The organism is Nocardia sp. NPDC058705 (assembly GCF_042749305.1).
Taxonomy (GTDB): Bacteria; Actinomycetota; Actinomycetes; order Mycobacteriales; family Mycobacteriaceae; genus Nocardia.
The window spans coordinates 255728-270906 of record NZ_JBHYRN010000005.1 but is presented as its reverse complement, the minus strand read 5'-3'; the positions used below and the strand labels follow the sequence as shown (position 1 = coordinate 270906).

Sequence of the window (15179 nt, the reverse complement as noted above, 5' to 3'; positions counted from 1 at the left end):
CGGCACTTCATCCTGTGCGCTCAGGATTATCACAGGTCACCGCCGGTAGGCTGGCCCGATGAACGCACTTCCTGCCACGCTGGTGACGGTCGCCGGTGATCTCGACGCGGTGACGACGATCGGCCACGAGGACGATCCGGCCGAGGTCGGATCGTCGCGTGCCGACGTCGAGGCGATCTGGGCGTCGGTGCGGGCGTGGTACGCGATGGGCACCACGCCCGCCATCCAGGTGTGTCTGCGCCGCAACGGCGGGATCGTGCTGAACCGGACGATCGGTCACGGGTGGGGTAACGCACCGAGCGACGGGCCCGACGCCGAAAAGATTCTGGCGACCCCGGACACCCCGTTCTGCGGGTTCTCCACCGCGAAGGGCGTCGCCGCCACCGTGATGTTCATGCTCATCGAACAGGGCGCGTTCAAGCTGGAAGACCGTGTGTCCGACTACATTCCGGAGTTCGCTGCCCATCGCAAGGGCATCATCACCATCGGCGACGTGCTCTCACATTCGGCTGGCATCCCGTTCATCACCGCACCACACAGCGGAACCGCCGCTGTCCTCGACGAGGAACTGGCCGTAGCCGCCCTCACCGATCTGGTGCCGAGCTGGGCGCCTGGCCGTTTCCGCGTCTACCACGCGCTCACCAGCGGCTTGATCCAACGCCTGCTCGTGCAACGAGCGACCGGCAAGCGGATGCGTGAGCACCTCGCCGAGCAGGTGCTCACGCCACTGGGCTTCTGCTGGAACAACTTCGGCGTCGATCCCGCCGACGTGAACAAGGTCGTGCCGAGTGTGAAGACCGGCCCGCCGCAGCCCCGCCTTGCCCGATTCCTGGCGAACAAGGCGCTTGGCGGCCACATGGACAAGGCATCGAGGGCGACCAACGACGCCTTCCTCGCCGCCGAACTCCCTTCCGGCAACCTGGTCACCACTGCCTTCGAACTGTCGCGCTTCTACGAAATCCTCGCCCGCGGTGGGGAATTGGACGGGACGAGAGTCATCGAGCCCGACACCCTGCGCCAGGCGATCGCCCCCGCTGATCGCATGCTCGGTATGGCAGGCCGCGTCAGTCGCGCAGGATTCGAGCTCGGTGCCCGCCGGTCCAAGTTCGGGCGCGACACCGCGTCACACTTCGGTCGCAGCGGTCTGACCACCCAGTACGGCTGGGCCGACCCCGATCGTGGCCTGTCCGGCGCCGTTCTGACCAACGGCAAAGCGACCACCGACCTCGACCGGCCGTGGCAGTTGGTCGCGCAGATCTCCGACACCCTTCGTCCGCTGCCGCAAGCCGACCGGATCTTTCGCCCCTGACCCGGCAACCACGCTCAGCGCCCACTTCTCCCACGAATTGTCGTTTTCGCGATCGTTCGGGCGAATAATGTGCGCTCAGCGTGGTTTTCTCGATCGAGTCAGAACGATATCCCGCTGAAAGGCAGCGTGGGCGTGACGAACAGGTCGTCGGCGGCATCCACGGCACCGGCGTGGTGCTCGACCACCCGGCCGGCCAACGCGAGCTGGCGCCACGTGGACCCGCCCAGATAGACCGCGCCGAGCGCCGCGACATCCACGCTGACATCGGCGGGGTCGTCGACCCTGGTGACACCGTCCGCGCAGATCCGGTACCGGCCGTTGTTGTCGGTGCGGATCGCATCGCTGACCTCGACGACAACCGGTGCCGCGTCGCGATAGCTGCGGCGGGCCAGCGCGATACCGACATCGATGAGCCGCAGCCAGGTCTCGTCGTGCACGCCCGCGACCTCGACCGCGCGTTCGTCGGTGAAGAGGTGGCGCAGTGGGGCGTCCACCGGCGCGAACGTGAACCGCACCTTGTCGACGAGATCGACCGTGAGCAGGTGCCGGATCAGGCCGAGGTAGGCCTGCGGGGTGGTGGCGACGAGGTCGTCGACGACGATCGTGCGTTCGCGGCTGCGGAACCAGTTCGCGGTGTCGACCGGGTGGTAGCGGGCGAAGCCGTCCTCGGCGCCGGCGGGGCCGTGCGCCACGGTGTACACGGGCTCGACCGCGGTGCGCTCCCTGAGCTTCCACCAGTATTCGGGACGATCGATCGCACCGGTCCAGGAGATCGCGGCGGTCGCGTAGATCTGGGGGAACAGCTTCCACGCGTCGGCCGGTTCGACGAACCGCACCGGGCCGGACGCGGGCACAGTATCGCGCAGGCGGGCTCGACCGCGTAGCAGGTCGAGGGTCGCAAAGGAACTCGCGACGCCGTAGCCGAAACGTTCGTAGATGGAGCCCTCGGACGCGCGCAGCGTGGCCACCACTTCACCCCGCTCGGCGATGTCGTCGAGCTGGCGGCGCAGCAGGGCGGTGAGCACCCCGCGCCGGGTATGGGTCGGCAGCACACCGACATGGGTGACGGCGGCGTGTGGGACGCGCGCGCCACCGGGGACGACCAGCCAGTTGGTGTAGGCATCCGCGGTGCCGACCAGCTGACCGTCGATGCGCGCACCGAGCGTGCGACCGGGTTCGGACAGGTGATCGCGATGCGGCGGCAGCGGCGGCAGGCCCACCATCGCGGTACGGAACAGCGCGCCGGCCGCGTGGAGGTCGTCGTCGCTGTGAAGGGTGTCTACGTCAACAGCCATCCCCTCACTGTTCCCTATTCGGTGTGCGGTCTCTACTCGATATCGGTGATGACGACAACCCCGGTCGGCGCTTCGAGCAGCTCGATCGTCCGCGCGGCAGCGGTGTCGACGTGGATGCGGGGATCCGCCGGTGGGGTCGACTCGTAGTAAGTTCCGGGACCGTAGAACTGGCCGTAACGCAGGACGATGCCACCCGCGGCGAGGACAGCGGATTCGTGAGTGGCGATCGCGTCACCGCGACCGGCTGGCGGGGACCAGGCGATGCTCTGGGCCAGAAAGCGTCTCGCCCCGCCTGCCGCGGCGGCCGCGAGCAGATTGGCGGTGCCCTCGGTACGGATACGGGAATTCGCCTCACCGGAGGTAGCCAGGCGCGCCACGTCGTCGGGAAGGTCGGTGAGCTGGTGCATGACCAGGTCGGGGGCGAAATCGCGTACCGCGGCGGTGAGTCCGTCGGCGTCGTAGACATCGTGGACCACCGCCTCGGCTCCGGTCGCACGAACCGCCGCCGCTTTACTCGGGGAACGGGTCAGGCCGGCCACCTCGTGACCGGCGCCGACCAGCAGTGGCAGTAACCGGGATCCGATGACGCCTGTGGCGCCCGCGAGAAAGATACGCACGACCCCGACAGTAGCGGGGTCGGGGTCAGGCGCCGATGACAGCGTTCATAATCGTGCCCGCGCTGGTGGCAACCGCGCCGCCCGCCATCGCGCTGGCGATCATCTTCGGCGACTGCAGGCCGCCGCCGTTCCACTTCTCCCAGGCGAAGCGGCCGCCGCCGTAGGTGATGGCGGTGACGCCCGAAAGCAGGATCATCCAGGTGAAATACCGGCCCAGCTGCATCACCTTGTCGGCCATCGGCGGTGCCTCCGGCGTGGGATTGCCCACCTGGGCGACAACGATGCCGTACGTGTCGTGCACTGCGGCCAGGATCATGCTCACGATCGGTGCTCCTTCGTCGGTTGCCTGTGGTGAAGCCGATGACGAGAACTCGTGACGCGGTAGAACCCAGATATGTTGAACATTCAACCTCATGGGCGTTTCAGTGACGTGGGCGACACTCCGCGTAAACCATGACTGCAGTCACACGCGCAGAGCCGTGCCTCCGTCGCGCCGTGCCCCTACTATCGAACATGCGGGGCTCGTTCAGATTCGGCGCGACGAGGCGCTGACCACCACCTTCATCGCTCGCCTACCGTACCGCGAGGAGGGCACCATGGCTTTCCTGATTCCCTTGTTCGTCGCGTTTCTTCTGGTGACCGCAGCAGTGGTAGCGGCTTCCTACGCCACGGTTTCCCTGACCTATTGGTTTGAATCACGCCGGATTCGTCCGGAACAGTCCGACCCGCAACCTGCACGCTGAGCCCCGTTCCTACTCGATGTCCCGGTATCCCGCGAGGTACCGGGACATCGTCGGTTTCGACCCCGTTCCGGTCAGGGCAGATCGAGACCGGACTGCGACGCGATCACGGCGGCCTGCACGCGTGACTGCACGCCGAGTTTGCTCAGCACCCGGGAGACGTGCGTTTTCACGGTGGCCTCGCCGATGTGCAGACGCGTGCCGATCTGGATGTTGGACAGACCGGCGCCGAGGCCTGCGAGGACCTGCCGTTCGCGTTCGGTCAGCGCGGAGAGGTCGGGCGGGGGCGCGACGTCCGCAACGCGAGGCAACGCGGCGATCACCGCGCGTGTCACCTTCGGGTCGAGGACCGCGTCTCCTTCCGCCACGGCCAGCACGGCACTCACCAGGTCGTCGCCGCCGACAGACTTCAGCAGGAACCCGCTCGCACCGGCCGAGAGCGCGCCGAGGACGTACTCGTCGATGGCGAAGGTGGTGAGTACCAGCACCTTCGCGCTGGTCTCGGCGACCACGGCGGCGGTGGCTTCCAGGCCGTCGACGCGCGGCATCCGCACGTCCATCAGCACCACGTCGGGGCTCAGGGCACGGGCTTGCCGGACTGCCGCGGCGCCGTCGGCCGCTTCGCCGATCACTCGCACCTCGCCGGACGCTTCGAGGAGCATCTTGAGGCCCGCGCGGATGGTTGCGTGGTCATCGGCGACCAGCACTGTGACGGTCATTTGTCCCCCAGGGGAATTCGCGCGCACACGCACCAGGTGCCGCCCTGGGCGCCCGCGGTGATGGAGCCGTCGACGGATTCCGCGCGAAACATCATGTTGCGCAGTCCGTTTCCGTTGCCTCGGGCGACATCCGGTGGGATCGGGTTCGTCGCGGTCATCACCAATCGTCCTGCATCGCGGCGCAATTCGATGTCGAGTGGCGCACCGGGTGCGTGTTTGGTGGCGTTGGTGAGGGTTTCGCTCAGGATCCGGGTGACCACGGACTCGACCGCGGTGGGTAGTTCGAGGTCGGTGGGTCGGCGCAGGGTCACCGCGCCGCCCGCTGCCTCGGCCGCGTCGATCAGGCCGTCGAGGGAGGCAAGGCGCGTGGTCACCGCGGTGTCGTCGGGGGCGGTGAGCAGGTCGATTGTCGTGCGCATCTCCTCCAGCGCGGCGAGACTGCTCGAGCGGATCGTCTGCAGGACCGCGATATCGCCGGGCTTCTTCTGCGCCACTTCGGCGAGGATCGCGACGGCCGAGACATGCCCCGCCACCGCGTCGTGCAGATCTCGGGCCAATCGCCTGCGCTCCTCGCCGATCGCGGCAGACCGTTCGGCGTCGCGGGCGGTGAGTTCGGCGCGGGCCGCGTCGCGTTCGGCATCGACCATCCGCCGGGACGCGCGAATCGCACGGGCGTACCCGAGCGGCGACCAGGTCAGAGCGACACCGAACAGCGTGGCATACAACCCCGCCCGGATGCCGGCCACGCTCAGCACCAGCAGCGCCCCACCCACGGTCACGATCAGCGCGAACCAGCCGACCACCGCACCCAGCCGGTTCGACCCGGCACTGACGGCAAGGAAGATCACATCCGTCAGCGCGATCCACAGCGGCAACGACGGACCGAACGAGAAATCCGCGGCCAGCAACGCGACCATCAAGCCGAAGGCGAGAGCTGGTCGACGTTGCGCGGTGAGCTGGATCGCGAGTGCCGCGCACAGCAGTGCCACTTTCACCGGCGGCGGATAGGGATCACGGTCGGCGACCAACGACCAACCGCCCGCGGCCCACAGCAACAGCCCGACCAGGAAGACCCCGACGGCTGCCGAGGTCGAACTGTCGAACGCCTCCCCGAGCCGGTCCATGAACGCACGACGTGGGGGCATCTGCCCATTCCAGCACATGCGGCAAGAAGCCGGAGTCCCCCGAAGGACGGACCGGTCGACGACCGGAAGCCGGACGCCTCGCACCCCCGGCGACCACCACAGTGGAGATATGGAAGAACTGCGCAATCCCGTACTACTGACCATCGCGGCGTGCGAGGTCGGCTTCTGGGTGCTGGTGGTCGGCGGCTTGCTGCTGCGTTATGTGATCCGGCTGCCGCGCGCGAGCACGGTGACGTTGGCACTGGTGCCGGTGCTGGACGTGGTGCTGGTGGTCGCGGTGGCGATCGACCTGCACCGCGGCGGCGAGGTGACCTTCGCCCATCGCGTCGCCGGGATCTACCTCGGCTGCACGGTCATGTTCGGTGGGCGGATGATCCGCTGGGCCGACGAACGCTTCGCCCACCGCTTCGCCGCAGGCCCTGCCCCGGTGAAGATCCCGAAATACGGGCCGGAACGCACCCGCAAGGAATGGGCCGATTTCTCCCGCTGGCTCGGCGCGGCCGCCATCGCCGGGGCACTGACCTTGGTGTTGAGCTACACGGTCGCCGATGCCACGCAACGGGACCAGTTGATGGGGGTGTTCGGCAGCCTCGGGGTGATCACCGTGATCTGGCTGCTCACTGGGCCGGTATGGGTCACGGGGTCGCGGCGCAGCTGAGCGTCCCGTCGGCCCTGGTCAATTGATCACCAGGCTTCTGTGCAGAATCGCTCTCGGGTGGATTCAGTCGGGCGATGTTTGCGTGTAGGCCTGGTGATCAATTGACCAAATACGTGCCGGGCGACGCGAATCGGTGGGTCGCCCCGATTCCAGTGTCGCCGACGCGAGCTCAGGCGATCGCGGCGGGCCGTTCGACGACTTCGGCGATCCACGGCACCACTGCGGACCGGACGTCGATCGTGCGCGGGAGCAGCCCGTTCGCGGCCAGGAGGTCGGCGGCGCGCTGCTGTTCGTCGAGGAAGTCCTCGCTCACCGGGTGCACTCCGAACGGACGTCCACGCAATGCCGCCTCCCAGGCATTCAGGTCGGCGGGGATACCGCGAGCCTGGGCGTCGTCGACGAAGTACTGGGCCGCTTCGCGCGGGTTCGCGGCGATCCAGGCATCGGATTCCTGCAAGGCGGCCAGCACCGCTTCGACTGCGGCGCGGTGGGTTTCGACCAGGTCGCGGCGGGTGAACCACAGCGACGGGTGGCTGAACACCGAGGCGGTGTCGACCAGGGTGCTGAGCTCGGTCGCGGCTTCCACGTCCTGTAGGCCGGGGTAGGTGCCGACCCAGGCGTCGAGTTCACCGGCCAGCAGTGCGGAACCACCACCGCGTACGTCCACGTCGACCGGTTCGATATCGGACCAGGTGAGACCGGCTTCATCGAGGGCGAACAGCAGCAGGGTCGTTTGCCACGAGCCGTGCGCGATGCCGACCCGCTTGCCCAACAGGTCAGCGGCGGAGCTGATGCCGCTCGCCGCGGTAGCGACCAGCCTGCCGTTCTCCACGCGGGGACCTGAGATGCCGAGGTAGACGATGTCGCGCTGGTTGGCGAGCGCGGTGATCGGCGGGGTGAAGCCGGTGCCGATGATGTCGTAACCGCCCTCGGTGAACAGCCAGTCCGAATGTTCGCTCGGGAGTGCGGATTTGGGATCGACACGCTCGGACTGCGGCAGGGCGCGCAGGTCGACCCATTCGACGTCGGGAAGCAGGTGCTCCAAGATCCCGCGATGGCGCAGGACGAACAGGGAGTTGTTGTGCGGGAAGTAGCCGACCCGGATGCTCATCGCGCGCCTCCGATCAGGCCGAGACGACGGGCTTCATCGGCCAGACCGCTGCGCTGCCACTGCACGGCGAGGTTCGAGGGATCGAATTCGACGGAGCCACCGAGGGTTTCGGCGATCGCCTGGTATTGCGCGCCCTCTTCGAGCAGGACGACGAACTTCGCCAGCTCGAGCAGCCCGGCGCGGCCGATCACATTGGCACCACCGTTGGCCTCGAAGATCGCGACCAGGTGCGGGTCGACCTCGAGGCGGCCCAGGATGAAATCGCCCGCGCCGATTGTGCGGTCGATGTGCGGTGGGATCTCGCGGGACAGGGTGAGGCGCTGCGAGGCGGCGTAGCGAATCGGCAGGGTGCGGTGGGTCTGCGCCCAACCGCCGAGCCACGGGGTGTGGATGTGGACGACGGAGGTGATCTCCGGATGTGCGCGGAACACCTTCGCATAGCCGGTGACGAATCCGGCGGATCCCCTGCCGGACAGCACTTCCCCGTCGAAAGTCGCGACGACGGGTTCGACGGTGCGGTCGGTAGCCCACGGGCCCGGCTCGTTGAGGGCGACCGCGATCTCCTCGCCGGGCACGCGCTCGACGAAGTTCACTGTGCCGTTGCCGGTGACGGTTCCGGTCTCCCTGAACACCCGGAAGGCGGTCTCGGCGTCGCGGGTGGCCGTCTCGGCGAAGGCCGAAACAGCTTGCGGCAGAAGGGTTTCAGTGGTGGTCATCTATGTCTCCTGCGTTATCGGGCCGTCGCGAGGACGGTCTCGGTGGACGGGATGGTGAGCCGGGAACGGCCGAGCAGTGGCAGTACTTCCTCGCCGACGCGGTAGGCCTCTTCCAGGTGCGGGTTGCCGGCGAGGATGAAGGCGTCGACGCCGAGGTCGATCAGTTCGTCGAGGCGCTGGGCGACCTGCTCGTAGCTGCCGACCAGGCCGAAGGCCGGGCCGCCGCGGATCAGGCTGAAGCCGCACCAGACATTGGGCTGGACTTCCAGATCGCGGTAGCCGGTGATGGTGTCGGGCACCCAGCCCGTGATGCGGGCGGCCCCGACCGAGTCACCCTTGGCGGCACGATTGGCGGCGTCGCGGTCGACGAAGGCCCAGCCCTTCTCGATCTCGCCCCAGGCCGCTTCCTCGGTGTGGCGGGCGACGATGTCGACACGGACGGCGAACTTCGGTGTGCGGCCGGTTGTTTCGGCATTGCGGCGGACACCGTCGAACTTGGCGCGCAGGTCGGCGAAGGGCTCGAGCCAGGACAGGTAGTAGTCGGCGTGGCGGCCCGCCGCGGCGACAGCGGCACCCGAGGAGCCGGAGAAGTACACCTCGGGGAATGGCTGTCCGGCCAGACCGGGTGGCAGCGCGGCGCCCTCGGTGCGGAAGAAGCGGCCGTCGTGGTCGAAGGGTTCGCCGTCCCACACCCCGCGCAGCACGTCGAGGAATTCGCTCGTTCGCGCGTAGCGGTCGTCGTGGGAAACCTTGTCGCCCCACCACAATTGGGCTGGTCCGCCGCCACCGCTGATGATGTTGTACACGAGTCGCCCGCCGGTGGCGCGCTGCAGACTGGCCGACATTCTGGCCGCTTGCACCGGATGCAGGAAGCCGGGCTGGAAGGCGACCATGAAGCGGTAAGTGGTGGTCTCGGCAGCGAGCGCGGCGGCCACGGCCCACGGGTCGTCGGTGACCGGGAACGACGGCAGCAATCCACCGAGGAATCCCGCCGACTCCGAGGCTTTGGCGACCGCGGCCACGTGGTCGAGGTAGCTGTACTGGTCGAGTGCGCCGTCACGGATGGCCGGTGCGATATTGCCCGGTCCATAGCCGCCCGCGTTGCCCCGGTTGTAGCGACGTGGGGTCCGCAGGGAGGCGTGGTCGCCTTCCATGCCGATGCGCCAGTAGACGTCGATGGTCATGCGGTGAGCTCCTGCGCGGTGGTGAGGGTGCGGCCTGCCGGGTCCGCGAGGAACAGCAGGTGTTCGCCCGCACGGTGGATTTCCTCGATGTTCGGGTGTCCGGCGAGCACGAAGGTCTGCACGCCCGCGCTCGCATAGGCCGAGAGTTGTTGTGCCACCTGCTCATAGCTGCCGACCAGGCCGATGCGCTGGTCGTAGCCGAGAGCGTCGAAGCCGGCCCAGCGGCCGTCACCGAGCGCGTGTTCGGCGGCGGTGTCCGGGCGGTCGAGCTCGTCCCACTGGCGGTGGACCCTGGCCCAGGCTTCGTCCTCGGTTTCCCTGGCGATGATCGGCAATTCGAGCCCGACCCGCACCCGGCGTCCCGCCGCGGCCGACCGCTCCCCCAATTCGGTGACGGCAGAGCCGATTCCGTCCGCCTTCTCGCCGAACAGGTGGACATCCCCGTGCGCGGCCGACAGCGCCAGCGCAGCCGGTGAGGCGCCGCTCAGGTAGACCGTCGGGAAAGGAAGCCCGGACAGGATTCCGCGAAATCCACCGTCGACGACGTCGTAGTACCGGCCCGCGTAGTCGAAGCCGGTGCCCCCGAAACCCGCTGCGCCGATCTCGTTCTCGTTCCAGACGCCGCGCGCGACGGTGAGGAATTCCGCGGCGCGGTCGTAGCGTTCGTCACCGGTCACGCGGTCGCCACGCGAACGGGCTTCGGCGTCGTCGGTGTCGACGGCCAATCGCCAGTTCAGTCGACCTGCCGAATGCCGCTGCAAGGTCGCAGACACCTTGGCCGCGTACACCGGTGTGCCGAACGCGGGCTGGAATTCGACGGTGACCTGGGTGTATCGGGTAGCACGTAGGGCCGCGGCCGCCACGATCCAGGATTCTTCGCCGAGCGGGTCGTAGGGGGCGAGGACCCCGTCGAAACCGTTGAGCTCGGCGGCATCGACGGTCTGGGCCAGATCGTCGAACGGGCCGAACCGGCCGGGCCGCACATCGGTGGCGGCGGTAGGGGGCGTCTGCGGGCCGAAGCCACCGCGACCGCGCAGTTCGGGCTTGGCACGGCGGCCGTCGCCGCGGCTGGGCAGCCGCCAGGAGAACTCGGTCATGCCGGCACCCGCTCGGCGGCGACGATCTCCCGTGCGCGAGCCAACGGCTCAGAGGCGACCCAGGATTCGAGATCGAAGTCGGCGGCCAGGAAGCCGTGGGTATAGAGGAACTGCTTCTGCACGCCCAGCAGTTCGACGCGTTCGGCAGTGAGCGAGGGGTGTAGTCCGCGATGGAACTCGTGCCCGTAGGCCGCGACGACACCTTCGGGCCCGGACAGTGTTTCGCGCTGGAGCACCGCGCGGACGCCGTCGAGGTCGTCGGCGGCCCAGTCGGCGGCGCGCAGGCTCTGCGCGAGGAAGCCGACGACGACCTCGGGCCGGGACTCGAGCAGGTCGGCGTGCACCGTGATCGGGCGCGGGGTGCCGTTGTTGACCCGCAGGTGCTTGGTGGCAGACGCATCGAGGTCGACCGCCACACGCAGGCCGTTCTCCTTCGCCACTTCCTTGGCGCGGGCGCCTTTGACGTAGATGGCATCGACCCTGCCGTCGCGGAGTTCCTCGACACCCCAGGTCGTCGAGCGGCGCGCGTTCTGAATCTCTGTGCGCACCTGCGGGTTTCGCTCCGCCGCGAGTTCGACGACACGCACATCGGACAGCGTCAGCCCGGCCGGGCGCAGGGCATTGGCGAAGCCGTGCAGTGCCATCGCCCGTGGGAAGCTGCGCGCCTGATCCTGCGCCCACGCGGGCACGCCGACCCGCAGACCGGCCAAGCCCGCCGCGTCGATGACCGGCGAGTCGGGGCCGACCAGAATCGCCTGGGACTCGTCGATCCAGGTCAGCCCGATCAGCCGGGTCGGCGAACCCTGCGCACGGGCGGCCAGCGCGGGCACATTGCCGCCCTCGCGGATCAGCCCGGACAGGTCGTGCGAGAAGTGGTGGCCGGCGAGTTCGGGGCCCGCGTCCTGCAGGACGCCGAACTCGAGGCCCGCGTTCGCCGCGGTCTCGCCGAGCCAGCCGAGGCTGTGCGCGAGACCGCTGGCGGTCGGCACGGGGCAGCGGGTGTACCACAGGGTTTCGGTCATGACAGGCTCCTTGGGTGTGGTCCGACGCCGAGCTGGGCGAGGAATCGCGTTCGGTAACCGAGGGTTTCGGGTGCCGCGTGATCACGCGGGTGGGGTAGGTCGATGACCTCGTCGACGGCGAAGCGGCCGTGATCGAGGATGATCACCCGGTCGGCGAGCCGGATCGCCTCCTCGACATCGTGGGTGACCATGAGCACGGCGGGCCGGTGCCGGGCGACGAGGTCGCCGACCAGGTCCTGCATCCGGAGCCTCGTGAGGGCGTCCAGTGCCGCGAACGGTTCGTCGAGCAACAGCAGTTCCGGTTCCCGCACCAGCGCCCTCGCCAGTGCGGCGCGCTGTGCCTCGCCACCGGAGAGCGTGGCGGGCCACTGACCCGCCTTGCCGTCGAGGTGCACCTCGTGCAACGCGCGCAGACCGGCGTCGCGCTGCGCCTTGCCGCGTCGCAGACCGACGATCACGTTGGACAGCACCCGCTTCGACGGGATCAGACGCGGTTCCTGATAGACGGTCGTGCGGCGGGCGGGTACCGATACCGCACCGGCATCAGGTGTTTCGAGCCCGGTGAGCAGACGCAGCAGGGTGGTCTTGCCGGTACCGCTCGGGCCGAGCAGCACCACGAATTCACCGCGGCGGATGGTGAGATCGACGCCGTCGAGGACGGTCTTCTCGCCGAATGCCTTGCGCAGTCCGGTGATCGACACCGCGACCGGCTCTTTCGCTACCTCGATCGGGGCGGCTGCTGTTGTCGTCATCGGATCGCCACCTGCTTGCGCCATGGCATCGCGTAGCGTTCCGCGAGCCGTACGAGTGCGTCGAACACCAGACCGAGCAGCGCGTAGAGGACCACGCACAGCACCATGTAGTCGGTGCGGTTGTATTCCTGGGCCAGCGTCACCAGGTAGCCGACGCCCTCCTGGGTGCCGACCTGTTCGGCGGCGATGAGCGCGGTGATGCTGATCGACAGGCACACCCGCAGCGCCATCAGGATGCCGGGCAGCGCGGCGGGCACGATCACCTCGACAACGAGCCTGGTTCCGCTGAGCCCGAAACTGCGTGCCGCCTCGACCATCTTGCGGTCGACATTGCGCACACCGAGATAGGTGTAGGCATACATCGGCGCGGTCGTCGCCACCGCGATGAGCAGAACTTTGTACAGCTCATCGATCCCGAACCAGGCGATGAACAGCGGCACCAGCGCCAGGAACGGCACGGCGCGCACGATTTGCATGGTCGAGTCGACCAGCTCCTCGCCCAGGCTGGACAGACCTGACAGCATGCCGAGCACCAGCCCCACACCGACGCCGATCGCCACTCCGGCGGCCGCACGCCAGAACGAGGCCAGCGCGAAGTCGACCAGCTGGCCGCTGTCGAACAGTTCCACGAACGCCGACCAGACCGCGCCGGGACCCGCGATCACCCGCGGCGAGATGGCCCCGCTCGCCGAACCCGCCCACCAGGCAAGCACGATCGCGGCGGGTAGGACGGCGCGCAGGCTCAGCGACAACCATCGTGGCCGCTGCCGGGCGACGCGCGCCCGGGGAGCGGCCAATACGAGGGTGGCCACGTCACTTGTCCTTCAGTGCGGCGAGCTGGTCGGGCGTGAGCTTGGACTTCAGGTCGTAGAAGATGTCGGCGGCGCTGATCCGGCGGGAGATGACGCCGTTGTCGGCGAAGGTGTTCACCACATCAGCCAGGTCCGCGGCATCGGATTCGACCGGCAGTCGGGGCACCGTCGCCTCCCCGCCGACACGCACCGCGTCGGCGAGCCGGTCGCCGGTCAGAGCGCGCGGTCCGGACTTGTCGAAGACGTTCTCGAAGTCGGCGGGGGTCGCCTTCTGTTTCGCGGTAAGTCCCTGCAGCACTTCGAGATACTTCGCCGCCACATCCGGTCGCTGATCGAGGATCTCGGTGCGGAAGACCACCACGGAGTTGTCCTTGGAGCCGATCTGCTTCTCGGTGGCGATCTCCACCGCGCCCGCGGCCTTGGCCTCCTGGTAGGGCACCAGGAACGACGCCCACGCGTCGACCTTGCCGGTGGCGAACGCCGACGCCGCGTCCTTCTGCTGCAACGGAACCCGCGTCACCTTGTCGGCCGGGATGCCCGCCTGGGCAAGGGCTTTGAGGGTGATGTACTCGCCCTTGGCCGCCGGGTTCACCGCGATGCGCTTACCGACGAGACCTGCCACGTTCGTCACCCCCGACTCCTTGCTGACCACGATGCCGCTCTGGTCCTGGCCTGCCGGATCGGCCACTGCCACGATCTTCACGCCGACGTCCTTCGACAGGGCGCCGACGACCGGACTGAAGGCGGCGCCGGAGACATCGAGTTCGCCGGTGTTGAACAGCTTCAACGTGGAGCTGAAACCCGGTGTGGTGCTGACCCATTGGATCTTGGCGCCCAGCGGAGCGAGCGCCGCGTCGAAACTGCCGTCACGCTTGCCGACCGCGAGCGGACCGCTGTTGCCTGGATCGGTGACCTTGAGAACGAACGGAGTGTCGGCCCCCTGCTCGGGCGTCGAGCCGGAGCCACACGCCGCGACGAGGGCAACGACGGGGACGATCGCGAGCGCGATTCGCGAGAAGGCCGGCAGCCTGCGGGACATCGGGGCTCCTGTTCGGGGCTGGGGGTTGATGCCTTCGCAGCGTAGGAGCGAGAACGGCGCCGGACGAGGTATGCCTTTCCATGGATCGGAAAGCTTGACACGGCAGGACTTGCCGTTCTATGGCATTCGAATGCGAGTGGAGGCCTTCCGCTTTCCACATAACGGAATATTCGGCCGGAATCTGCTCGAAAGCCTGTGTTACCGTCGGTTTCGTGGAGACCTCCGGCGTGCAGACCGTGACCAGGGCCCTATCGGTACTCGACTGCTTCCGCGGCGGTGAAGAACGCGGGGTCTCCGAGGTCGCCCGGGCCCAGGGGCTGGCGGTCAGTACTACCCACCGCCTGCTCGGCGCGCTCGTGCACGCAGGGTTTCTGGAGAAGGACGCTGAGTCCAGCCGGTACCGGATGGGCGGCGCGCTGGCCGAATACGGCCAGATCGCCTACCGCCAGCACCGGATCTATCTCGCCGAGCCCTACCTCGAACAGCTCGCCGCGACCACCGGCGCGACCGGATCGGTGGCCACCCGTCACGGCATCCACGCCGTGTTGCTCGGCACCAGCCGGTGGCGCGAGAGCGACGGCCACAAATTGCAGGGCGTGCGACTCCCCCTGCACGCCAGCGCACTCGGTAAGGCCCTGCTGGCCTGGACCGACGCGAGTGACGACGAATTGCGATCCCTGCCGTACGAGGAAGGCACCGAACGTTCGGTGTCAGGGCCGCAAGAGCTTCGCGCCGAACTGACCACGACCCGAGAGCGCGGCTACGCGTTCAACGACCGTGAACTGGATCCAGGGTTCCGCACCATCGGGGTGCCGATCCTCGATCCGCAGGGGCGCTGCCGATTCGCACTGGGCCTGCGCGGACCCGCCTCGTTGATGATCGATGAACGGGTGCCGTTCTTCGTCGAACTGGCGAAGGTCACCGCGGCCGATATCGCGGCACGCTTCGCCGAGGACTGAGACC

General features: G+C 68.2%; 17 protein-coding genes. 4 read left to right on the top strand and 13 right to left on the bottom strand.

Annotated elements, in window-relative coordinates; genetic code table 11:
• The first annotated feature begins 58 nt into the window (after positions 1–58).
• Entirely contained in the window at positions 59–1309 is a 1251-nt protein-coding gene (locus ACFW6D_RS10340) for a serine hydrolase (protein WP_379326793.1), read from the top strand.
• A gap of 98 nt (positions 1310–1407) precedes the next feature.
• Here the strand turns inward: ACFW6D_RS10340 and ACFW6D_RS10335 are convergent, their stop codons facing one another.
• The 3 genes from ACFW6D_RS10335 to ACFW6D_RS10325 are packed head-to-tail and all read right to left on the bottom strand — an operon-like array spanning position 1408 to position 3537.
• Positions 1408–2604: a GNAT family N-acetyltransferase gene (locus ACFW6D_RS10335; protein WP_379326791.1), complete on the bottom strand. Its 1197-nt coding sequence runs from the start codon at positions 2602–2604 to the stop codon at positions 1408–1410.
• 32 nt (positions 2605–2636) lie between these two features.
• Positions 2637–3221, bottom strand: coding sequence for an NAD-dependent epimerase/dehydratase family protein (locus ACFW6D_RS10330; protein WP_379326789.1), 585 nt, complete (start codon positions 3219–3221; stop codon positions 2637–2639).
• A 25-nt stretch (positions 3222–3246) separates the two neighbouring features.
• Positions 3247–3537: a hypothetical protein gene (locus ACFW6D_RS10325; RefSeq protein ID WP_174555379.1), complete on the bottom strand. Its 291-nt coding sequence runs from the start codon at positions 3535–3537 to the stop codon at positions 3247–3249.
• 280 nt (positions 3538–3817) lie between these two features.
• Here ACFW6D_RS10325 and ACFW6D_RS10320 point away from each other — a divergent pair, with 280 nt between their 5' ends.
• Positions 3818–3964: a hypothetical protein gene (locus tag ACFW6D_RS10320; RefSeq protein ID WP_379229744.1), complete on the top strand. Its 147-nt coding sequence runs from the start codon at positions 3818–3820 to the stop codon at positions 3962–3964.
• Between the two features lie 71 nt (positions 3965–4035).
• Here the strand turns inward: ACFW6D_RS10320 and ACFW6D_RS10315 are convergent, their stop codons facing one another.
• Both ACFW6D_RS10315 and ACFW6D_RS10310 read right to left on the bottom strand, forming a co-directional pair.
• Positions 4036–4680, bottom strand: coding sequence for a response regulator (locus ACFW6D_RS10315; RefSeq protein WP_379326787.1), 645 nt, complete (start codon positions 4678–4680; stop codon positions 4036–4038).
• A complete protein-coding gene (locus ACFW6D_RS10310; protein ID WP_379326785.1) occupies positions 4677–5825 on the bottom strand; it encodes a sensor histidine kinase in 1149 nt (382 codons plus the stop codon). The genes ACFW6D_RS10315 and ACFW6D_RS10310 overlap by 4 nt, the downstream gene beginning before the upstream one ends.
• A 109-nt stretch (positions 5826–5934) precedes the next feature.
• Here ACFW6D_RS10310 and ACFW6D_RS10305 point away from each other — a divergent pair, with 109 nt between their 5' ends.
• The gene (locus ACFW6D_RS10305) at positions 5935–6483 is read left to right on the top strand and encodes a hypothetical protein (RefSeq protein WP_379326783.1); all 549 of its coding nucleotides are present in this window, start codon (positions 5935–5937) and stop codon (positions 6481–6483) included.
• Positions 6484–6652: 169 nt separating this feature from the next.
• Here the strand turns inward: ACFW6D_RS10305 and ACFW6D_RS10300 are convergent, their stop codons facing one another.
• From ACFW6D_RS10300 to ACFW6D_RS10265, 8 genes are read right to left on the bottom strand one after another with little or no spacing between them, the layout of a single operon-like run.
• The gene (locus ACFW6D_RS10300; RefSeq protein WP_379326781.1) at positions 6653–7594 is read right to left on the bottom strand and encodes an ABC transporter substrate-binding protein; all 942 of its coding nucleotides are present in this window, start codon (positions 7592–7594) and stop codon (positions 6653–6655) included.
• Positions 7591–8310, bottom strand: coding sequence for a class II aldolase/adducin family protein (locus tag ACFW6D_RS10295; protein ID WP_379326779.1), 720 nt, complete (start codon positions 8308–8310; stop codon positions 7591–7593). The genes ACFW6D_RS10300 and ACFW6D_RS10295 overlap by 4 nt, the downstream gene beginning before the upstream one ends.
• Positions 8311–8324: 14 nt before the next feature.
• Positions 8325–9494 (bottom strand): LLM class flavin-dependent oxidoreductase, encoded by a 1170-nt coding sequence (locus ACFW6D_RS10290; protein ID WP_379326777.1) that lies wholly within the window; start codon positions 9492–9494, stop codon positions 8325–8327.
• Entirely contained in the window at positions 9491–10591 is a 1101-nt protein-coding gene (locus ACFW6D_RS10285) for an LLM class flavin-dependent oxidoreductase (RefSeq protein WP_379326775.1), read from the bottom strand. Before ACFW6D_RS10285 ends, ACFW6D_RS10290 begins: the two co-directional genes overlap by 4 nt.
• The gene (locus ACFW6D_RS10280) at positions 10588–11613 is read right to left on the bottom strand and encodes an ABC transporter substrate-binding protein (protein ID WP_379326773.1); all 1026 of its coding nucleotides are present in this window, start codon (positions 11611–11613) and stop codon (positions 10588–10590) included. Before ACFW6D_RS10280 ends, ACFW6D_RS10285 begins: the two co-directional genes overlap by 4 nt.
• Positions 11610–12365, bottom strand: coding sequence for an ABC transporter ATP-binding protein (locus tag ACFW6D_RS10275; protein ID WP_379326771.1), 756 nt, complete (start codon positions 12363–12365; stop codon positions 11610–11612). Before ACFW6D_RS10275 ends, ACFW6D_RS10280 begins: the two co-directional genes overlap by 4 nt.
• Positions 12362–13177: an ABC transporter permease gene (locus tag ACFW6D_RS10270; protein ID WP_379326769.1), complete on the bottom strand. Its 816-nt coding sequence runs from the start codon at positions 13175–13177 to the stop codon at positions 12362–12364. Before ACFW6D_RS10270 ends, ACFW6D_RS10275 begins: the two co-directional genes overlap by 4 nt.
• Before the next feature lies 1 nt (position 13178).
• Positions 13179–14216 carry an NrtA/SsuA/CpmA family ABC transporter substrate-binding protein gene (locus ACFW6D_RS10265; RefSeq protein WP_379326767.1) on the bottom strand — a complete coding sequence of 346 codons (1038 nt, stop codon included), beginning with the start codon at positions 14214–14216 and terminating at the stop codon, positions 13179–13181.
• Positions 14217–14428: 212 nt separating this feature from the next.
• On the opposite strand from ACFW6D_RS10265, the gene ACFW6D_RS10260 reads away from it, so the two are divergent.
• Complete coding sequence (locus ACFW6D_RS10260; RefSeq protein WP_379326765.1) at positions 14429–15175, top strand: IclR family transcriptional regulator; 747 nt, start codon at positions 14429–14431, stop codon at positions 15173–15175.
• Positions 15176–15179 lie beyond the last annotated feature (4 nt).